The 19,956-nt window shown below is 74.7% G+C and carries 17 protein-coding genes, 1 rRNA gene and 1 pseudogene; 17 read left to right on the top strand and 2 right to left on the bottom strand.

The genetic code is table 11. The annotated features are described in order from the left end of the window. The 4 genes and pseudogenes from rrf to SM450_RS30415 all read left to right on the top strand — a co-directional run. Window positions 1-90 (top strand): 5S ribosomal RNA (gene rrf, locus SM450_RS30430); the annotation flags it as partial. A 203-nt stretch (window positions 91-293) separates the two neighbouring features. Continuing rightward, window positions 294-1,571 carry a hypothetical protein gene (locus SM450_RS30425; RefSeq protein WP_474623220.1) on the top strand — a complete coding sequence of 426 codons (1,278 nt, stop codon included), beginning with the start codon at window positions 294-296 and terminating at the stop codon, window positions 1,569-1,571. Continuing rightward, window positions 1,526-2,362: pseudogene (locus SM450_RS30420) on the top strand (hypothetical protein); the annotation flags it as partial. The gene SM450_RS30425 and the pseudogene SM450_RS30420, both read left to right, overlap by 46 nt. A 350-nt stretch (window positions 2,363-2,712) precedes the next feature. After that, entirely contained in the window at window positions 2,713-3,708 is a 996-nt protein-coding gene (locus SM450_RS30415; protein WP_474623223.1) for an HAD-IIA family hydrolase, read from the top strand. 12 nt (window positions 3,709-3,720) lie between these two features. On the opposite strand, the gene SM450_RS30410 is transcribed toward SM450_RS30415, so the two are convergent. Beyond that, the gene (locus SM450_RS30410) at window positions 3,721-4,056 is read right to left on the bottom strand and encodes an SCP2 sterol-binding domain-containing protein (RefSeq protein WP_281583654.1); all 336 of its coding nucleotides are present in this window, start codon (window positions 4,054-4,056) and stop codon (window positions 3,721-3,723) included. A gap of 111 nt (window positions 4,057-4,167) precedes the next feature. Between SM450_RS30410 and SM450_RS30405 the strand changes: the two genes are divergently transcribed. From SM450_RS30405 to SM450_RS30345, 13 genes are all read left to right on the top strand, one after another. Continuing rightward, a complete protein-coding gene (locus tag SM450_RS30405) occupies window positions 4,168-4,710 on the top strand; it encodes a phasin family protein (RefSeq protein ID WP_474623219.1) in 543 nt (180 codons plus the stop codon). After that, the gene (locus SM450_RS30400; protein ID WP_474623218.1) at window positions 4,707-4,937 is read left to right on the top strand and encodes a hypothetical protein; all 231 of its coding nucleotides are present in this window, start codon (window positions 4,707-4,709) and stop codon (window positions 4,935-4,937) included. The genes SM450_RS30405 and SM450_RS30400 overlap by 4 nt, the downstream gene beginning before the upstream one ends. A 25-nt stretch (window positions 4,938-4,962) precedes the next feature. Beyond that, complete coding sequence (locus tag SM450_RS30395; RefSeq protein ID WP_474623217.1) at window positions 4,963-5,811, top strand: TlyA family RNA methyltransferase; 849 nt, start codon at window positions 4,963-4,965, stop codon at window positions 5,809-5,811. Beyond that, a complete protein-coding gene (locus SM450_RS30390) occupies window positions 5,808-6,692 on the top strand; it encodes an NAD kinase (RefSeq protein WP_474623216.1) in 885 nt (294 codons plus the stop codon). Before SM450_RS30395 ends, SM450_RS30390 begins: the two co-directional genes overlap by 4 nt. Before the next feature lie 373 nt (window positions 6,693-7,065). After that, window positions 7,066-8,823, top strand: a complete 1,758-nt coding sequence (gene recN / locus SM450_RS30385) for a DNA repair protein RecN (RefSeq protein WP_474623215.1) — start codon at window positions 7,066-7,068, stop codon at window positions 8,821-8,823. A gap of 118 nt (window positions 8,824-8,941) precedes the next feature. After that, on the top strand, window positions 8,942-10,120 hold the full coding sequence (steA, locus tag SM450_RS30380) for a putative cytokinetic ring protein SteA (RefSeq protein ID WP_474623214.1): 1,179 nt from the start codon (window positions 8,942-8,944) through the stop codon (window positions 10,118-10,120). A 27-nt stretch (window positions 10,121-10,147) separates the two neighbouring features. Beyond that, on the top strand, window positions 10,148-11,089 hold the full coding sequence (locus SM450_RS30375; RefSeq protein WP_474623213.1) for a copper transporter: 942 nt from the start codon (window positions 10,148-10,150) through the stop codon (window positions 11,087-11,089). Between the two features lie 62 nt (window positions 11,090-11,151). Further along, window positions 11,152-12,015, top strand: a complete 864-nt coding sequence (locus tag SM450_RS30370) for a hypothetical protein (RefSeq protein WP_474623212.1) — start codon at window positions 11,152-11,154, stop codon at window positions 12,013-12,015. Between the two features lies 1 nt (window position 12,016). Further along, the gene (gene murJ, locus SM450_RS30365) at window positions 12,017-13,714 is read left to right on the top strand and encodes a murein biosynthesis integral membrane protein MurJ (RefSeq protein ID WP_474623211.1); all 1,698 of its coding nucleotides are present in this window, start codon (window positions 12,017-12,019) and stop codon (window positions 13,712-13,714) included. Then, window positions 13,711-14,844 carry a glycosyltransferase family 4 protein gene (locus SM450_RS30360; protein ID WP_474623210.1) on the top strand — a complete coding sequence of 378 codons (1,134 nt, stop codon included), beginning with the start codon at window positions 13,711-13,713 and terminating at the stop codon, window positions 14,842-14,844. Before murJ ends, SM450_RS30360 begins: the two co-directional genes overlap by 4 nt. Next, window positions 14,844-17,285, top strand: coding sequence for a hypothetical protein (locus tag SM450_RS30355; RefSeq protein ID WP_474623209.1), 2,442 nt, complete (start codon window positions 14,844-14,846; stop codon window positions 17,283-17,285). Before SM450_RS30360 ends, SM450_RS30355 begins: the two co-directional genes overlap by 1 nt. Continuing rightward, window positions 17,183-18,916, top strand: a complete 1,734-nt coding sequence (locus SM450_RS30350) for a CTP synthase (protein WP_474623208.1) — start codon at window positions 17,183-17,185, stop codon at window positions 18,914-18,916. The genes SM450_RS30355 and SM450_RS30350 overlap by 103 nt, the downstream gene beginning before the upstream one ends. Continuing rightward, window positions 18,913-19,518: an NUDIX domain-containing protein gene (locus tag SM450_RS30345; protein ID WP_474623207.1), complete on the top strand. Its 606-nt coding sequence runs from the start codon at window positions 18,913-18,915 to the stop codon at window positions 19,516-19,518. Before SM450_RS30350 ends, SM450_RS30345 begins: the two co-directional genes overlap by 4 nt. Before the next feature lie 64 nt (window positions 19,519-19,582). Here the strand turns inward: SM450_RS30345 and SM450_RS30340 are convergent, their stop codons facing one another. Continuing rightward, a complete protein-coding gene (locus SM450_RS30340; protein WP_474623206.1) occupies window positions 19,583-19,903 on the bottom strand; it encodes a TM2 domain-containing protein in 321 nt (106 codons plus the stop codon). Between the last annotated feature and the right edge of the window lie 53 nt (window positions 19,904-19,956).

The following is a 19,956-nucleotide window of genomic DNA, read 5'->3' as shown; positions in this document are numbered from 1 at the left end:
CCCGGTCACATTCCGAACCCGGAAGCTAAGCCCTCCAGCGCCGATGGTACTGCACTCGGGAGGGTGTGGGAGAGTAGGACACCGCCGGACAAACATTCAGTCGAGGGCCGCCCCTACCAGGGTCGGCCCTCGACTGCGTTAGCGTTCTGGCGGAAACGCCATCAGGAAGGATGCACCTGTGAGCTCTGGACCGCAGGGCGGGGACCGCCCCCGCCGCTACGAGGATCGCGCCGATCGTGGGCAGGGGCGCGGCGACGCCCGTCGCGATGACCGGCCCTCGTACCGGGGCGGCCGTGACGACCGCGCCGGCGGCGCGCGAGGCGGCGACCGCCGTGAGGGCGGCTACAGCCGCGACGGTCGCTCGGGTGGCGCGCCTGGTGGTGATCGTCGTGAGGGTGGCTTCAGCCGGGACAGCCGTCCCGGCGGTGACCGTCGCGAGGGTGGTTACGGCCGGGACAGTCGCTCGGGTGGCGCCCCTGGTGGTGACCGTCGTGAGGGTGGCTTCCGTGGTGGTGACCGTCGTGACGGTGGCTACAGCCGGGACAATCGCTCGGGTGGCGCCCCTGGTGGTGACCGTCGTGAAGGCGGTTTCCGTGGTGGTGACCGCGAGGGTGGCTTCCGTGGTGGCGAGCGTCGTGAGGGCGGGTTCAGCCGGGACAATCGCTCCGGTGGTGACCGTCGTGAGGGTGGTTTCCGCGGCGGCGAGCGCCGCGAGGGCGGTTTCCGTGGTGGTGACCGTCGTGAGGGCGGGTTCAGCCGGGACAGCCGCTCCGGTGGTGACCGTCGTGAGGGTGGTTTCCGTGGTGGTGACCGTCGTGAGGGCGGGTTCAGCCGGGACAATCGCTCCGGTGGTGACCGTCGTGAGGGTGGTTTCCGTGGTGGCGACCGTCGTGAGGGCGGGTTCAGCCGGGACAATCGCCCCGGTGGTGACCGTCGCGAGGGTGGCTTCCGTGGTGGCGACCGTCGTGAGGGCGGGTTCAGCCGGGACAGCCGCTCCGGTGGTGACCGGCGTGAGGGTGGTTTCCGTGGTGGCGACCGTGAGGGTGGCTTCCGTGGCGGCGAGCGTCGTGAGGGCGGGTTCAGCCGGGACAGCCGCTCCGGTGGTGACCGGCGTGAGGGTGGCTTCCGTGGTGGCGACCGTGAGGGTGGCTACAACCGGGACAACCGTCCCGGCGGTTACCGTGACGCTGGCTCGCGTGGTGGTGACCGTCGCGAGGGCTACGCCGGCGGTGAGCGTCGTGAGGGCGGTTTCCGTGGCGGTGACCGTCGCGAGGGTGGCTTCCGCCGGGACGACCGCGAGGGTGGCTACCGAGGTGCGGGTGCCGAGCGGAACGGCGAACGCCGTGGCTACGGCGACCGGCCGGACCGGGACGAGCACCGGTCGGGCAGTTACGGTCCGCAGCGCGAGCGGCGGGACGAGCGCGGCGAGGGACGTACCGGCGAGGCGCCGGAGCTGCCGGACGAGGTGCTCGCGACCGACCTCGACTCGACCGTCCGGGCCGAGCTGCTCTCCCTTGCCAAGCCGATGGCGGAGACCGTCGCCCGGCACCTCGTCGCGACCGGCCTCCTGATCGACGACGACCCGGCGCTGGCGCTGGCGCACGCCATGGCGGCCCGTCGGCTCGCCTCCCGGATCGCTGCTGTGCGGGAAGCCGTCGGGTTGGCCGCGTACCACACGGGGGAGTGGCAGACGGCCATCGCCGAGCTCCGCACCTACCACCGGATGACCGGCCTTCAGATCCACCTGGCGGTTCTGGCCGACTGCGAGCGGGCCCTGGGCCGGCCGGAGCGGGCGATCGACCTGTTCCGCGGGGCGGACCGGGAGAAGCTCGATCAGGCCGTCGCCATCGAGCTGCTTATCGTGGCCGCCGGTGCGCGGGGCGACCTCGGGCAGAAGGACGCGGCCGTGGCGATGCTCCAGGTCCGTGAGCTGACCGCCGAGTCGTCCGAGCCGTGGGCGGCGCGGCTGCGCTACGCGTACGCGGACGCGCTGCTCGCGGTGGGCCGGCGCGAGGAGGCACGGGAGTGGTTCTCCCGGGCCGCCGACATCGACTCCGAGGGCGAGACCGACGCGGCCGAGCGGCTGCTGGAGCTCGACGGCGTGGTCATCGAGGGCGACGACGAGGACGACGAGCCGGACGCTGACGTGGACGGACCGGACGCCTCGGCAGCAGGCGACACCGACGACGACCTCGACGAAGACGACGACGAGGACGACGACGAGGACGACGACGAGGACGACGACGAAGACGGCGACGGGGGCGACGACGAGAGCGACGACCTCGACGACGAGAGCGACGGCGACGAAGACGACCTCGACGACGACGACCTCGACGACGACGAAGACGACATCGACGAGGACCTCGGCCGTGACGGCGACCTGCCTCGGGGCGGTGACCGCTCCGACGCGGCGGATGCCGTCGACGGCGCCGGTGACGCGGCGCAGGCCGGGTACCGGGACCGCGACGCCGGAGACCTGGGCGACGACGAGCTGACCGACACCGAGGCTAGCTCGCTCGCCACCACGGCCGCGCCGACCGACCCGACCGAGAACCGGCCGGCGGCCGGCGACACCAGGGCCGGTGACACCCAGGCCGGTGACACCGGGGCCGACGGGGACGAGGCGGCGGGGCGCCGGTGACCGGGCACGCCGGGGGCCCCGGCTCGGACACGGGCCGCGCACGGTCCGACCGTGACCGGACGGGCGGGCGGCTGGTCGACGCGTACGCCCTGGTCGTCTTCGACCTGGACGGGGTCATCTACCTGATCGACCGGCCCATTCCCGGCGCGGTCGAGGCGGTCGGCCGGCTGCGCGCCGAGGGGCGGGCGGTCGCGTACGCCACGAACAACGCCTCCCGTCGCTCCAGCGAGGTGGCCGACCTGCTCACCGGCATGGGCGTGCCGGCCGAGCCGGCGGAGGTACTCACCTCCGCGGGCGCCACCGCCGAGCTGCTCGCCGACCGGCTGCCGGCCGGCGCGCCGGTGCTCGTGGTCGGCGCGGAGGCGTTGCGGGCGGAGCTGCGCGCGGTGGGCCTGCGGCCGGTGTCGACGGCCGAGGAGGAGCCCGCCGCGGTCGCCCAGGGCTACGGGCCGCAGGTCGGCTGGTCCGACCTGGCCGAGGCGTCGCTGGCGGTGCGGGCCGGCGCGCCCTGGTACGCCACAAACACCGACCGCACGTTGCCGAGCCCGCGTGGGCCGCTGCCGGGCAACGGCTCGTTGGTGGCGGTTCTGCGTACCGCGCTCGACCGGGACCCCGACGTGGTGGTGGGCAAGCCGGAGCCGGCGCTGTTCGCCACCGCCGCCCGTCGCGCCGGCGCCGGGCGGGCCCTGGTGGTGGGCGACCGGCTGGACACCGACATCGAGGGCGCCCGCCGGGCCGGGTTGGACAGCCTGCTGGTGCTGACCGGCGTCAGCGACGCGGCCGAGTTGCTGGCCGCGCCCGAGCCGCGCCGGCCGGCGTACGTCTCGGTCGACCTGACCGGGCTGTTCGATCCGGAGGCCGTGGTGGCGGTGCCGGGCCGGGCGGAGACCGGCGGCTGGTCGGTGACGGAGGCCGGCGGGGAGCTGGTGCTCGACGGCGCGGGACGGCCGCTTGACGCGCTCGCGGCGCTCTGCGCGGTGGCCTGGTCGACGCCGGCAGGCCCGCGGGCGCGGGCCGCCTCCCCGGCGGCGGCGGAGGCGCTCGCGGCGCTCGGCCTCGGCGGCTGAGCGGGCGGCGTCTCAGAGCAGCTTGCGGAGCTTCATCAGGTCGAACGGGTTCGCCTTGACGGAGACCCGTCGGGCGGCCACCGCGGACATGATGTCGAGCTTGCCGTGCACCAGGGCGACCAGGTCGTCGCTGCCGGCGCTCAGCGCGATCTTGGCCTTCGGGTCGTCGCCGTCGGTCAGGCCGACCAGCCGGCCGCCTTCGAGCCGTCCGTGGAAGGCGGTGTCCAGGTCGGTGATCCGGCAGGCCAGGGTGCGGTCGAGGTCGATGCGCCCCTGCGCCTCGACGTGCCGGTCCAACCGGTCGACGAGGTCCTGCAACGCCTGCCGGCAGTCGTCCACGCTGGCCACATCGTCTCCTCACCACGAGCCACACCGTTGCGGGCACCGTACCGCAACGGTGTGTCCCAGGCGCCCGGTAGCGTGGCACCTGCACACCTCGCCCCGCGGAAGGACTCAGGCATGCAGGACGCGTGGCGCGCCTACCTCGAGCTGGCCATGGGCCTGACGGAGGCGCCCCGGAAGAAGGCGCAGGGCGCGGTGAAGCGTGCCGTCGGCCAGAGTGGCGCCACCGCCGTCGCGCTCCAGTCGCTCGCCGAGGAGCTGGTCGCCACCGGCCTGGCCAACCGGGAGGCGTTGACCAAGTTGGTCCGCTTCGAGGTCGACCGGGCCCTGGGCGCGGTCGGCCTGGCCACCGCCGACGAGGTCGCCGAGCTGACCCGTCGGGTGCACGACCTGGAGCGGCAGCTGCGCGAGGCGCGTGCGATCCCCGAGCCGGCGACCACCACCACCGGGGCCGAGCCGACGACCAGCCCCGCCGAGTCGTCCGCCGCCGATCCGGACGCCGGGCCGCCGCCGAAGGCGGTGGCGAAGAAAGCGGTGGCCAAGAAGGCGATCGCGCGCAAGCCCCCGGCGACGGTGGCGCGCACGCCGGCCGACGGGTCGCCCGCCGCGCCCGCCCGGCCGGCGCGGAAGGCCACCGGTCCCCGGGCGGCCGGCTCGTGACCGCGCCCTACCGGCCCGGGCCGCCGCCGGGGCCGCGTCCCGGGCCGCCCCCGGGGGTACGCTCCGCGCCGGTCGAGGAGGTCGGCGAGGCGCGGCATCCGGCGGTGGACGCCGCGGTGCGGGGCATGGCCAACGCCGAGGCGCTCGCCCCGGCGGACCAGATCGCCCAGTACGAGGCGGCGTACGAGACGCTGCGCGAGACCCTCGCCACCATCGACCAGGCGTGAGCAGAGGCGGAGAACGGACACACTGATGGCTCGTCGTATCCGACTGGACGCCGAACTCGTCCGGCGGGGCCTGGCCCGCTCCCGGGAGCAGGCCGCCGCGCTGGTGGCCGACGGTCGCGTCCGGGTGCGCGGAGTGGTCGCCGGCAAACCGGCGGCCATGGTCGACCCGGCCGACCCGCTGCTGGTGACCGGTGCGGACCCGACCACGGACTACGTCTCCCGTGGCGGCCACAAGCTGGCCGGCGCGCTCGCCGCGTTCGGGCCGGGCGGGTTGGCCGTGACCGGGCGGAGGTGCCTGGACGCGGGCGCCTCCACCGGCGGTTTCACCGACGTGCTGCTGCGCGCCGGCGCGGCCGAGGTGGTGGCCGTCGACGTCGGGTACGGGCAGCTCGCCTGGCCGCTGCGCAACGACGAACGGGTCCGGGTCTTCGAGCGCACAAATGTGCGTACCCTCACGCCGGAGGCGATCGGCGGCCCGGTCGACCTGACGGTGGCCGACCTGTCGTTCATCTCGCTGCGCCTGGTGCTGCCCGCGCTGGCCGGCTGCACCGGGGCCGACGGCGATCTGGCGCTGATGGTCAAGCCGCAGTTCGAGGTGGGCAAGGAGCGCGTCGGCGCCGGCGGTGTGGTGCGCGACCCGGCGCTGCGCGCCGAGGCGGTGCTCGACGTGGCCGCCGCCGCCGCGCGGCTCGGCCTCGGCCTGGCCGACGTGGCGGCCAGCCCGTTGCCGGGGCCGAGCGGCAACGTCGAGTTCTTCGTATGGTTGCGCCGGGGTGCGCCGGCCGCCGATCCCGACCGGGTACGCGCGGTGGTGGCCGCGGGTCCGCAGGGCGCCGCCGCGACGGCGGCCACGATCGAGGAGGTGTCCGGGTGAGTCGCACCGCGCTGCTGGTGACGCACACCGGTCGTCAACGCAGCACCGAGCACGCCCGCGCGGTGGCCGCCGACCTGATCTCGAACGGCTTCGAGGTGCGGGTGGTGGCCGAGGAGGCGGACGACCTCGACCTGCCCGGCGTGGTGCCGGTGACCGGCCCGGAGGCGGCCGAGGGCGCCGAGATCGTCTTCGCGCTGGGCGGGGACGGCACGTTCCTGCGCGCCGCCGAGCTGGCCCGGCCGGCCAAGGCGCCGCTGCTCGGCATCAACCTGGGCAAGGTCGGCTTCCTGGCCGAGGCGGAGATCAACGACCTGGACACCGCGGTGCGCGACGTGATCGGGCGCAACTACACCGTGGACGAACGCCTCACCCTCGACGTGACCGCCGAGTTCGACGGCGGGCCGACCGTCGAGTCGTGGGCGCTCAACGAGATCAGTGTGGAGAAGGGCGAACGCGCCCAGATGCTGGAGCTGCTCGTCGACGTGGACGGCCGGCCGCTGTCCCGGTACGGCTGCGACGGTGTGGTCTGCGCAACCCCGACGGGCTCCACCGCGTACGCGTTCTCCGGCGGCGGGCCGGTGGTGTGGCCCGAGGTGGAGGCGCTGTTGCTGGTGCCGATCAGCGCGCACGCGCTGTTCAGCCGGCCGCTGGTCACGGCGCCGACCTCCACGTTCGTCATCACCGTCGACCCGTTCACCACTCTCGCGGTGCTGTGCTGTGACGGCCGGCGGGTCTACGACCTGCCGCCGGGCGCCCGGGTGACGGTGCGCCGAGGCGCGTTGCCGGTGCGCATCGTCCGGCTGCGGGCGCGCCCGTTCACCGACCGGCTGGTGGCCAAGTTCGACCTGCCCGTGCAGGGCTGGCGCGGCAGCCGTCGCTGACCGGCGGCTCAGGATCGTCCGGCTCGCCCCGAGCGCGCGATACGGTGGGGCCACACGGGTCGCGCCGAGGTGAGCCCGGGCGCGGTGGTGAGGCCCACCGCTTTCCCAGGTGCGCGGCCCGGTGGTCGCGGCCCGATCAGGGGGTGGTCGGGATCGCGACGGTCGGGGTGCCGGCGGGTCGTTGCCAGTCGCACGGCCGGCCGGCACCCCGCCCCACCCCCAGGGCGCGCTGATTCACGGAAAGTGTGGCTATCCGCGGCTGGACAGCCACCCTTTCCGGGAAAGCGCGGAAACGACCGCGGCACGGGGGGGCGTCCACGCTCCACCGTGCCGGCTGGTCAACTGTCACCCGGCGGGGCTACTGTCGGGTGCTGTGCTGGAAGAGCTACGCATCACCGGACTGGGCGTCATCGAGGACACCACGTTGCCGCTGGCCGGGGGGATGAATGTCATCACCGGCGAGACCGGCGCCGGCAAGACCATGGTGGTGACCGGCCTCGGCCTGCTCTTCGGCGGCCGGGCCGACGCCGGCCGGGTGCGGGCCCAGCCGGGCCGCGCGGTGGTGGAGGGGCGGCTGCGGCTGCGCGGCCGGGTGGCCGAGGCGGTGCACGCCCGCATCATCGACGCCGGCGGCGAGCCCGACGAGGACGGGTCGCTGCTGCTCAGCCGCGCCGTCACGGTCGAGGGCCGGTCCCGGGCGCACCTGGGCGGGCGCAGCATGCCGGTGTCGACGCTCGGCGAGGTCGGCGAGCAGGTGCTTGCCGTGCACGGCCAGTCCGACCAACTGCGCCTGCTGCGGCCGGCCGAGCAGCGGGCGGCGCTCGACCGGTTCGCCGGGCCCGAGCACGAGAAGCTGCTCGACGCGCTGCGCGAGACGTACGGGCGGTGGCGGACGGTGGTCGACGACCTGGCCGACCGGCGGCGCAACGCCCGCGAGCGCAACCAGGAGGCCGACCTGCTGCGGCTCGGCCTCGACGAGATCACCCGGGTCGACCCGCAGCCGGGGGAGGACGACGACCTGAAGGCGGAGGCGCAGCGGCTGGAGCACGCGGAGGGGCTGCGCACCGCGGCCCAGGTGGCGCAGCAGTGCGTGGCCGGCGGCGTGGAGGCGACCGACGACACGCCCGACGCGGCCGTGCTGCTCGGCACCGCCCGCCGCACGCTTGAGGCGCAGGCCGGCACCGATCCGGCGCTCGCGGAGCTGGCCGCCCGGCTGGAGGAGGCCGCCACGCTCGTCACCGACGTGGCCGCGGAGCTGTCCACCTATCTGACCGCGCTTGACGCCGACCCGGCCCGCCTTCAGACGATCTACGAGCGGCGGGCCGCGCTGCGCGGGCTCACCCGCAAGTACGCCGACGACGTGGACGGCGTGGTGGCGTGGGCCGAGCGGGCCCGCATCCGGCTGTCCGATCTGGACAACTCCGACGAGCTGCTTGACGAGTTGGACCGCGAGGCGGTTCGGCTCGCCGGTGAGGTGGCCGACCTGGCCGGCCGGGTGTCCACCTCCCGGCGGGAGGCCGCCGTCCGCTTCGCCGAGCAGGTCACCGTCGAGCTGGCCGGGCTGGCCATGCCGCACGCCCGGATCGAGGTGGCGGTGCTGCCCCGGGCGGCCGGGCGGGCCGAGCCGAGCCTGCCGGTCAACGGCGCCGAGGTGGGTGTGGGCGCGGACGGCGCTGACGAGGTCGAGCTGCGTCTGCTGGCCCACCCGGGCGCGCCCGCGTTGCCGTTGCAGCGGGGCGCCTCCGGCGGCGAGCTGTCCCGGGTGATGCTCGCGATCGAGGTGGTCTTCGCCGGTTCCGGCGGTCCGCCCACGCTCGTGTTCGACGAGGTCGACGCCGGGGTCGGCGGCCAGGCCGCGGTGGAGATCGGCCGGCGGCTGGCCCGGCTGGCGCGCAGCCACCAGGTGCTCGTGGTCACCCACCTGCCGCAGGTCGCCGCGTTCGCGGACCGGCATCTGGTGGTGGCGAAGGACACCGGTGGCGCGGTGACCACGAGCGGGGTCCGCGTGGTGGAGGACACGGAGCGGTCCCGGGAACTGGCCCGGATGCTCGCCGGTTTGCCGGACTCCGATCTGGGTATCGCCCACGCCGAGGAGCTTCTGGCCGTGGCGGCCAAGGAAAGACGCCCGTGATGCCCCGATTGTGAGCGCAAGCACACCGGGGCGCGCTCCGGTGTGCTTCCCTGGGTAGGCGGCCCTGCTCAGGCATGTCGCGACAGCGGAACCTGCCACACATGCCAGGATGGTCACGATGCGTCTACCCACACTGCGCCGGACCCGCAACGCGGAACCAGGCTCGATCCTCGGCACCGCGCGCCTCGACCGCCGGACGAAACGTCTGGTGGGCCGCCTGCGTCCGGGTGACATCGCGGTCATCGACCACGTGGACCTGGACCGGGTGGCGGCCGACTCGCTCGTCGCGGTGGGGGTGGCCGCGGTGCTCAACGCCAAGCCGTCGGTGTCCGGGCGCTATCCCAACCTCGGCCCCGAGGTGCTGATCGCCGCCGGCATCCCGCTGCTGGACGACCTCGGCGAGAGCATCTTCGAGCAGGTCCGCGAGGGCGACGTGGTGCGCATCGAGGGCAACACGATCCTCGTCGGCGCGGATCCGGTGGCGCACGGCACGTTGCAGGACGCCGAGTCGGTGGGCAAGTCGATGGCCGACGCCCGGGAGGGCCTGTCGGTGCAGTTGGAGGCGTTCGCCGCCAACACGATGGACTACCTCCGGCAGGAACGCGACCTGCTGCTCGACGGCGTCGGCGTGCCGGACATCCAGACCCAGATGCGGGGCCGGCACTGCCTGATCGTGGTCCGTGGCTATGACTACAAGGCCGACCTGGACGTGCTGCGCCCCTACATCCGGGAGTTCAAACCGGTGCTGATCGGCGTCGACGGCGGGGCCGACGCGCTGGTCGAGGCCGGCTACACGCCCGACATGATCGTCGGCGACATGGACTCGGTCACCGACGACGTGCTGCGCTGCGGCGCCGAGGTGATCGTGCACGCCTACCCGGACGGGCGGGCGCCGGGCCTGGCCCGGGTCAACGGCCTGGGCGTGCCCGCGATCACCTTCCCGGCGGCGGCCACGAGCGAGGACCTGGCCATGCTGCTGGCCGACGAGAAGGGCGCCTCGCTGCTGGTGGCCGTCGGCACCCACGCCACGCTTGTGGAGTTCCTCGACAAGGGGCGGGGCGGCATGGCGTCGACGTTCCTCACCCGGCTGAAGGTGGGCGGCAAGCTTGTCGACGCGAAGGGCGTCAGCCGCCTCTACCGGCAGAGCATCTCCGGCTCCTCGGTGCTGCTGCTGGTCCTCTCGGCGGTGGCCGCGATGGCCTCCGCGGTGGCGGTCTCCACCGTCGGCAAGGCGTATTTGGGCGTGGTCTCCGAATGGTGGGACAATTTCGTGTTCCAACTCGGCCAGCTCTTCTAGCTCCCCGACGATCAAGAGGCTGTAAGCGTGATCAACTTCCGCTACCACGTGGTGTCCCTGACCGCGGTCTTCCTCGCGCTGGCGATCGGCCTGGTGGTCGGCACGGCCGCTCTCAACGGCCCGGTCGCCGACGCGCTCCGGGAGAACGTCAACGGCCTGCGCAAGGACAACTCCCTGATGCGCCAGTCGGTGAACGAGATGCAGAAGCAGCTGGCGACCGAGGACGACTTCGCCGGCGAGATAGCGCAGGTCGTCCTGCCGGGCAAGCTGACCGGCCGCCGGGTGCTGGTGCTCACCCTGCCCAGCGGGCGGGACCAGGCCGAGGGCGTGCTGAAGATGCTCCGCACCGCCGGGGCCGACGTCACCGGCCGCATCGACATGCAGGACAAGTTCATCAACCCGGACAGCAACAACAACCTGCTGGAGTTGGCGGTCACCGCCGCACGCCCGAACAGCGCCCCGGCCTCCAACCTGCCCGGTAACGGGCACGGCGTGGAGACGTCGAGCGCGTTGCTGGCGGCCGTCCTGGTGGACCGGCCGGCCGGCAGCGCGGCGGTCAGCGAGGCCGACCGGGTCACCGTGCTCCAGCAGTACGCCACCGCCGGCTACCTCACCCCGGAGGACAAGATCTCCGGCGCCGCCGAGGCGGTGGTGCTTGTCACCGGCCAGCCGTACGTGGACAAGGACTCGGCGAAGAAGGACGAGTCGGTGGTGAAGATCGCCGAGCAGTTCGACCGGGCGGGCGCGCTCGTGGTCGCCGGCATGGGGTCCAGCGGCGGCAACCTGGTGGCCGTGGTCCGCGGTGACCCGGTGCTGTCGCAGACCATCTCCACCGTCGACAACGCCAACACCGTGCAGGGGCAGCTCGTCACCAGCCTCGCCCTCGCCGAGCAGCTGAGCGGGAAGAAGGCCGGCCAGTACGGCGTGGGCGACAACGCCACCTCGAGGCTGCCTAAACTGCCCCAGTGACCGCGTCGGGCCGGAAGGTCCGTGCCGCGTCGCGTCGAGAGTCCGGATTCAGGAGGGGTCGCGTGAGACTGGGTCGGCTGCTGGCCGTGGGCGCGGGGGTGCTGACCGCCCGCTACGTACTGCGGGAGGTACGCCAGTCGCCGAGCGCGCCGGCGTTGGAACGCACCAACTACCGGGGCCGCACCGTGACCCTGGCCGCCGGCCCTGCCCTGGCCGTGGGCGCCGCGACCGCCGGCGCGCTCGGCGCCGGGAGCGCCCCGGCCGGCGCCGCCGCGCTGCTGGCCGGCGTCGGCGCGGGCGCGGTCGGGCTCTACGACGACGTGGTCGGCGCACGCCCGGAGCAGAAGGCCGCCAAGGGCTTCGCCGGGCACCTCGCCGCGCTCCGGGAGGGTCGGGTCACCGCCGGCCTGGTCAAGATCGCCGGGGTGGGCGCGGCCGGGCTGGGGGCCGCGGCGCTGCTCGCCGCCGACGCCCGGGTCGCCGCGCACCCGCGCCGGCAGCGCGCCGGCGCGTTCGGCCGCGGGCTCGACGTGCTGCTCGGCGCCGGCGTGGTGGCCGGCACCGCCAACCTGGTCAACCTGCTCGACCTGCGGCCCGGCCGGGCGCTGAAGTCCGGCCTGCTGCTCGGCGCGCCGCTGTCCACCGGCCCGTACGGGGGCATCGCGGCGGGCGCGGTCGGCGCGGCGGCCGGGCTGGTCGCCGACGACCTGGACGAGCGGGTGATGCTCGGCGACAGCGGCGCCAACGCGCTCGGCGCGCTGCTCGGGGTGAGCCTCGCCGCGCGTACCGGGCCGCTCGGGCGGGCCGGTGTGCTGGCCGTGCTCGCCGCGCTCACCGCGGCCAGCGAGAAGGTCAGCTTCACCCAGGTCATCAAGCGGACCCCGGGGTTGCGGCACCTCGACGAGCTGGGCCGGCTCCCCGACTGACGTGACGAAACCGGCACCCCTCGCCGCCGCCGGCCGCGTCGCCGGGGCGGCGGCCCTCATCGCCGTCCTCACCGTGGTCAGCCGCCTCGCCGGCTTCGGCCGCACCGCCGTGTTCACCTGGACGCTGTCCACAAGCGACCTCGGCGGCGCCTACCTGGTGGCGAACTACGTCCCGAACTTCATCTTCGAGATCGTCGCCGGTGGGGCGCTCGCGAGTCTCGTCGTACCGCTGCTGGCCGGGGCCGTCGAGGCGGGTGACCGGCGGGCGGTGGCCGCCACCACTGGCGCGTTGTTGACCTGGACGCTGAGCCTGCTGGTCCCGCTGGCGGTGCTGGTGGCGGTGTTCGCCGACCCGCTGCCGGGCCTGCTCGGCCACGGACTGAGCGAGGCCCAGCAGGCGTCCGGGGCGCGGATGCTGCGGGTCTTCGCGCCCCAACTGCCGCTCTACGGCGTGGGGATCGTGCTCACCGGCGTGCTCCAGGCGCACCGGCGCTTCGCCTGGCCGGTGCTCGCGCCGCTGCTGTCGAGCGTCACAGTCATCGCGGTCTACCTCGGGTTCACCGCCGTCGAGGGGCGGCAGGCCACCATCGGGGCGGCCGGTCGCGGCAGTGAGCTGCTGCTCGCCGGCGGCACCACGCTCGGCGTGGTGGTGCTCTCGCTGTCGCTGCTGATCCCGCTGCGCCGGCTGCGACTGCGGCCCCGGCCGGGCTACCGGTTCCCGGCCGACGCCCGGGCGCGCGTCGGTGGGCTGGTGGTCGCCGGCGTGGTCACCGTGGCCGCCCAGCAGATCGCCCTGGCCGTGACGCTCAACCAGGTCACCTACGGCCGGACCGCGGACGTCGGCGTCTACAACCTGGCCCAGACGGTCTACTTCCTGCCCTGGTCGGTGCTTGCGGTGCCGCTGGCGATCGCCGCGTACCCGACGCTCGTGGCGGCCCGGGCGACAGGCGACGAGCGGACCTACCGCGACACCCTCGCCCCGGCGGTGCGCGGGGTGGTGCTGTTCAGCCTGCTCGGCGCCGCCGCGCTCGCCGGCGCTGCGATCCCGCTCGGGCACTTCTTCTTTCCCGACCCGGTCGACGCGGGCACCGCCGCGGCCGGGATCGCCGGGTTCGCGCCCGGCCTGCTCGGCTACGGCCTGTTCGCGATCCTGACCCGGGCGCTCTACGCGCGTGGCGAGACCCGCTCGGCAAGCGTCGTCACGGCGCTGGGATGGCTGAGCGTGCCCGCCCTCGCGGTGCTGTTCGGCCAGGTGCTGCCGCTTGCCGACCGGGTGCTCGCGGTGGCGCTGGCGACCTCCGCCGGCATGCTGCTGCTCGGCGCGCTGCTGCTCGCCGCCGTCCGGCGTGCCGCCGGTCCGGAGGCGCTGGCCGGGACCGGTCGGGCCGGCGCGGCCGGGCTGCTGGCCGCCGCGGTCGCCGCGGCGGGTGGCGCGGTCACCGCCCGGGGTCTCGGCGGGCTGACCGACGGGACCCCGACGACACTCCAGGCCCTCGCACAGGGCATGCTGTCCGGGGTCGTGGTCGGTGTCCTGTTCCTCGCCGTCGCCTGGCTGACCGACGCCCGCGACCTCCGGCCGCTGCTCGCGGCCGTGGCCCGTCGGCTGCGGCGCGGGCGACCGGCCGCCGGCGCCGACGGACCGCCGCCGGACCAGCACCCCGGCGAGCGGGGCGACGGAAAGGAGACCGTTTCCTCATGACGGATGCCTCGCCGGCACCGCGCTGGCCCGGTTCGGTCGCCCTGGTGCTCGCCTCCAGCACCGGCGGGGTGGGTCAGCACGTCCGCTCCGTCGCCCGTGGGCTCACCGAGGCCGGCGCGTCCGTGCTCGTCTGCGGCCCGAGCGCGGTCCAGGACCAGTTCGACTTCACCGGGGCAGGCGCCCGGTTCACGCCGGTGGAGATCCCGGCCAACCCCACCCCCGCCGACGCCCGTGCGGTCACCGCGCTGCGCCGGGCGCTCGCGGAGACGCCTGTCGACGTGGTGCACGCGCACGGGCTGCGCGCCGGCCTGGTCGCCGCGCTCGCGCGCCCGGCCGCCCCGCTGATGGTCACCTGGCACAACGCCGTCCTCGCCGGCGGGTTGCGCGGCGCGTTGTCCCGGCTTGTCGAGCGCGTCGTCGCCCGGTCCGTCCGGGTCGCCCTGGGCGCCTCCGCCGACCTGGTCGAGCGGGCCGCCGCGCTCGGCGCCGCCGACGCCCGGCTGGCACCGGTCGCCGCGCCGGCGCTGCCCGCGCCACGTCGCCGCCGCGCCGCGGTGCGGGCCGAGTTCGGGGTCACCGGCGACCGCCCGCTGATCCTGTCGGTGGGCCGGCTGCACCCGCAGAAGCGGTACGACGTGCTTATCGACGCCGCCGCCCGGTGGCGTACCCGGACACCCGCGCCGGTGGTGGTGATCGCCGGCAGCGGGCCCGCCTACCTGCCGCTTGCGGCGCGGATCTCGGCCGCCCGCGCGCCGGTGACCCTGCTCGGCCACCGCACCGACGTGGCGGACCTGCTGGCCGGCGCGGACCTGGCGGTGGTCACGAGCGACTGGGAGGCCCGCCAGTTGTTCGCGCAGGAGGCGCTGCGCGCCGGCGTACCGCTTGTCGCGACCGCGGTCGGTGGCCTGCCGGAGCTGGTCGGCGACGCCGCGGTGCTGATCCCGGCGGGCGACGTCGACGCCGTGGACGCGGCGGTGCGCACGCTGCTCGACGACGACGCGCGCCGCGCCGAACTGGGCCGCCGGGGCGCGGTGCGGGCCGCGAGCTGGCCGACGGAGGCGGACACCGTGGCCGCCCTCGCCGAGCTGTACGCCGAGCTGACGCCGCAGCACTCGCCGGGGAACCGCTGATGCTGCGCAGGCTGACTCCGGTGCTGCTGACCCTGGTGGTGGTGGCCCTGGGCATCACCGCGCTGGCCGCCCGTCCGAACGACGGCGGGGCCCGGCGCAGCGCCGACTTCGTGGTCCTGGTCGGCGCCGCCGGCCTGCGGTGGGACGACGTGGACCCGCAGAACACCCCGACGTTGTGGCGGATGGCCGAGCGGGGCGCGATCGGTTCCCTCTCGGTACGCTCCGCGCACCGCCCCACCTGCCCGGTCGACGGCTGGCTGACCCTCGGCGCCGGGAACTTCGCGGCCTGGAACGGCACCCGCCCCGGCGGTGGCTGCCCGGCCGGCCCGGTGACCATCGAGCGACCCGACGGGATCGGCGCCAACCTGCCCGACCAGCCGGGCGTCGTCGCGCACAACCAGAACAAGCTGGCGTGGGGCGCCACGCCTGGTGCGCTTGCCGAGTCGGTGCGCTGCTCGGTGGCGGTCGGCCCGGGCGCCGCGGTGGCCGCCGCCCGCCCGTTCGGGCGGGTCGACAGGTACGAGGCGACGCTGCCCGACGACCCGGCGGAACTGCTCGGCTCCTGCGTGCTGAGCATCGTCGACGTGGGCACTGTCGACGACGACGACCCGGCCGTGCGGGCCGCGCAGGCGCGCCAGGCCGACACCCGGCTCGCCCGGGTGCTCGCCGCCCGGCCGCCGCACTCGCTTGTGCTTGTCGCCGGCGTGTCCGACACCGACTCGCCGGCGCGCCTGCACGTCGCCGTCGCGGACGGTCCCGGTTGGGACGGTGGCTGGCTGATCTCGCCGAGCACCGCCCGGGCCGGTTACCTGCAACTTGTCGACCTGGCCCCGACCGCGCTCGCCGCGCTCGGCCGGCCGATGCCGGAGCGGCTCTTCCTCGGCCGGCCCGCCGTGACCGTCGACGACCGGCCGGACGACCTGCGGACCGCGATCGGGTCGCCGGCCGACGCCGACCGGGAGGCCGCCGCCCAGCGCACGGTCGCCGGCTGGTTCTTCACGCTGCTGGCCGCCGCCCAGATGGCGCTCGCGGTGGCGGTGCTGCCGCTGCTGCGCCGGGCCCGCCGGCTCGCCGGTCCGCACGGGCCCGCGCCGGTGTCCCGGCGGGTGGTGGCGGTGGTGGAGCTGCTGCTGATCGCCGCGGCGCTGGCCGTGCCGGCGGCGCTGCTGGCCGACGCCGTGCCCTGGTGGCGCGGGCAGCACGCCGGCTGGTGGTTCGCCTCGGTGACCGCGCTGCTGATCGTCGGTGGCACGGCCGCGGTCCGGTTCACCCCCGGGCACGACCGCACGCTCGGGCCGCTTGGCGCGGTCGCCGGGCTGGCCACCCTGGTGGTCGGCGTGGACGTGCTCACCGGTTCCCGGCTGCAACTCAACGGCGTGGTCGGCTACTCCGCGCTGGAGGGCGGCCGGTATGCCGGCCTGGGCACCGTGGGGCTGGGCGTGTTCATCGCCGGGTCGCTTCTGACCGGCGGCTGGCTGGCCCAGCGGGTGCGCCGGGGCTGGCGGCCGACCGTCATGGTGGCGGTGGGCGGCACCGCCGTGGTGATCGTGGGCAGCCCGTACCTGGGCGCCGACTCGATCGGCGCGATCGCGCTCACCGCGGGTGTGAGCGTGGCGGCGGCGGTCTGCTCCGGCGGCTGGCTCACCGTCAGCCGTCTCGCCTGGGCGACCATGGCCGGGCTGGCGGTGACCATCGGTTTCGCCCTGGTGGACCTGGGGCGGCCGGCGACCGAGCGGGGCAGCCTGGGCCGGTTCCTGGCCGCGCTCGGCGACGGCACCGGCGGGCTCACCGTGCACCGGTCCAGCACGTCGAACTTCGAGACGTTCGTGAACAGTCCACTCACCGTGCTGGCCGTGGCCGGGGCCGCGTTGGTATGGCTGGCCCTGCTCCAGCCGTGGGGCGGGCTGTTGCGGCTGTTCGGCATCTATCCGGCGATCCGGGCGGCGATGGCCGGCACCGGGGTCGCCGCCGGGCTGGGCGGTGTGCTGGGCGGGTCGGCGCTTGACGTGGCCGGGGCGGCGGGCGCGCTCGTGGTGCCGATGGCGGCCCTGGCCGCGCTGCGGGTGCTCGACCACTCCACCGACCGCACCGTGCCCGACAGCGGACCGCCCGGGGGAGAGGGCGGCGCGGCGCCGTCGGACGGGCCCGGTCCCGGTGGCGCGGACCCGTCGGGCGGGCCCACGACGCGGGCGGAGGGGGCCTCACGTGCGCCGACAGCGGGTGCGACGGCAGCTCACGGTCCGAAAGGTGTTACCGTGGAGTCCCGTGGATCGCGTGATCACTTGGCTGATCGGCACGGCGGTTCGCACGACCGCTACGGACGACACGGGAGCAGGCCTTGGCCCCTTCAGCACGGACGACCAGGCACATTTTCGTCACCGGGGGAGTCGCCTCCTCGCTGGGCAAGGGCCTCACCGCCTCCAGCCTCGGCAACCTGCTGACCGCGCGCGGGCTGCGCGTGGTCATGCAGAAGCTCGACCCCTACCTGAACGTCGATCCCGGCACGATGAACCCGTTCCAGCACGGCGAGGTCTTCATCACCGAGGACGGTGCCGAGACCGACCTCGACGTCGGCCACTACGAGCGGTTCCTCGACCGTGACCTTTCCGGCAAGGCGAACGTGACCACCGGGCAGATCTACTCGGCGGTGATCGCCAAGGAGCGGCGCGGGGAATACCTGGGCGACACCGTCCAGGTCATCCCGCACATCACCAACGAGATCAAGGCCCGGATCCTCGGCATGGCCGACCCGGACACCGACGGCCAGGTCCCCGACGTGGTGATCACCGAGGTCGGTGGCACCGTCGGCGACATCGAGTCGCTGCCGTTCCTGGAGTCGATCCGCCAGATCCGCCACGATCTCGGCCGGGACAACTGCTTCTACCTGCACGTGTCGCTGGTGCCCTACCTGGCGCCGTCGGGCGAGCTGAAGACCAAGCCGACCCAGCACTCGGTGGCGCAGCTACGCAGCATCGGCATCCAGCCCGACGCGCTGGTGCTGCGCTGCGACCGGGAGATCCCGGACAAGGTCAAGGAGAAGCTGTCGCTCTACTGCGACGTCGACCGGGAGGCGGTCACCGCCGCCCCGGACGCGCCGAGCATCTACGACATCCCGAAGGTGCTGCACCGCGAGGGCCTGGACGCGTACGTGGTGCGCCGGCTCGGCCTGTCCTTCCGCGACGTCGACTGGACCAGTTGGGACGACCTCCTGGAGCGGGTGCACAAGCCGCGTCACACCGTCACCGTGGCCCTGGTCGGCAAGTACGTCGACCTGCCGGACGCCTACCTGTCGGTGAGCGAGGCGATCCGGGCGGCCGGGTTCGGCCACCGGGCCCGGGTGAAGCTGCGGTGGGTGCCGAGCGACGAGTGCGTCACCCCGGCCGGCGCCGCCGCCGCGCTGGCCGGCGTCGACGGCATTGTGATCCCCGGCGGGTTCGGGGTGCGCGGCATCGAGGGCAAGGTGGGCACCGCCCGGTACGCCCGGGAGAACGGCATCCCGCTGCTCGGCCTCTGCCTCGGCCTCCAGTGCATGACCATCGAGGTGGCCCGTGACCTGGCCGGCCTCGACGGGGCCAACTCGCTGGAGTTCGACGAGGAGGCCGTGCACCCGGTCATCGCCACCATGGCCGACCAGGAGGACATCGTGGCCGGGCGCGGCGACCTGGGCGGCACCATGCGGCTCGGGGCGTACCCGGCGACGCTCGCCGAGGACTCGATCGTCGCGCAGGCGTACGGCAGCACCGAGGTCAGCGAGCGGCACCGGCACCGGTACGAGGTGAACAACGCCTACCGTGACCAGCTCGCCAAGGCCGGCCTGATCGTCTCCGGCACCTCGCCGGACGGCCGGCTGGTCGAGTTCGTCGAGCTGGACCGCGGCCTGCACCCGTTCTTCGTGGCCACCCAGGCGCATCCGGAGCTGAAGAGCCGCCCGACCCGCCCGCACCCGCTGTTCGCGGCGTTCGTGGGCGCCGCGGTCGCGTACTCCGAGGCCGACCAGCTCCCGGTGGACCTGGACGGCGCGGCGGAGGCCGCGAGGAAGCCCGGCCGCGCGGCGAAGGCCACCGCGAAGTGAGCGGCGTGGAGCACAGGTACGAGGTGACGGCGCGCCAGGACGTCTGGTCCGGCCGGATCTTCTCCGTGGTCAGTGACGACGTGACCATGCCCGGCGGCGGCACCGCGGCCCGCGACTACGTGCGGCACGTGGGCGCGGTGGCCGTGGTGGCGCTCGACGACGCCGGTCAGGTGGTGCTGATCCGCCAGTACCGGCATCCGGTCGGCCGGCACCTGTGGGAGCTGCCCGCCGGGCTGATGGACGTGCGCGGGGAGGACCTGGCCGCCGCGGCGGCGCGGGAGCTGGCCGAGGAGGCCGACCTGACCGCGGACCGCATCGACGTGCTCGTCGACCTGCACAGCTCGCCCGGCTTCACCGACGAGGTGGTCCGGGTCTTCCTGGCCCGCGACCTCGCCGACGTGCCGGCCGGGCAACGGCACGACCGGCACGAGGAGGAGGCCGACCTCCAGGTGGTCCGGGTCGACCTCGACGAGGCGGTCCGGATGGTCCTGGCCGGTGAGATCACCAACGCCTCCTGCGTGGCCGGGCTGCTCGCCACCGCCCGGGCCCGGGAAACCGGCTTCACCGAGCTGCGCCGGCCCCAGGCGCCGCTGCCCCGCTGATCGGGAAGGGACGACGGAGGGGCCGCGCGGCGTGTGCCGCGCGGCCCCTTTCCGTGCCCGCCGCTCAGTCGCGCAGCGGGCGGCCCTGGCCGTCGACGCCGCCGTTGACCAGGATCAGGATGCCGTCGACGAGGCCCCAGATCGCGCCGAAGCCACAGGTCACGAGCGTGACGACGAGCTGGATCACGCCGGTCTTGGTGTCGCCCATGTAGAACCGGCCGATACCGAAGCCGCCGAGGAGGATCTGGAGGATGCCCGCGACAACCTTGCTCTTGTCCGAGACGCCCTGCGGGTACTGCTGGTAAGGAGTGGTCATGAGCGGACACCCTAGTGATCGACTCTCGTCCTGTCCGCCTCGCCGCCCAGCCGGTGGGACGATGTTCACCGAAGTGTGTCCTGTCGGCTGAGGGCCGCCTCCACCGCCCAGCCCGGTCCATG

Source organism: Micromonospora marincola (assembly GCF_056150385.1).
The sequence above is the reverse complement of the archived record's forward strand: the minus strand, read 5'-3'. Positions and strand labels throughout refer to the sequence as shown.

Coding starts and splice junctions, on each gene's coding strand:
- SM450_RS30405 (WP_474623219.1), top strand. CDS start 4,168: ATGCAGGACGCGTGGCGCGCCTACCTCGAGCTGGCCATGGGCCTGACG.
- SM450_RS30395 (WP_474623217.1), top strand. CDS start 4,963: ATGGCTCGTCGTATCCGACTGGACGCCGAACTCGTCCGGCGGGGCCTG.
- steA (WP_474623214.1), top strand. CDS start 8,942: ATGCGTCTACCCACACTGCGCCGGACCCGCAACGCGGAACCAGGCTCG.
- SM450_RS30360 (WP_474623210.1), top strand. CDS start 13,711: ATGACGGATGCCTCGCCGGCACCGCGCTGGCCCGGTTCGGTCGCCCTG.
- SM450_RS30355 (WP_474623209.1), top strand. CDS start 14,844: ATGCTGCGCAGGCTGACTCCGGTGCTGCTGACCCTGGTGGTGGTGGCC.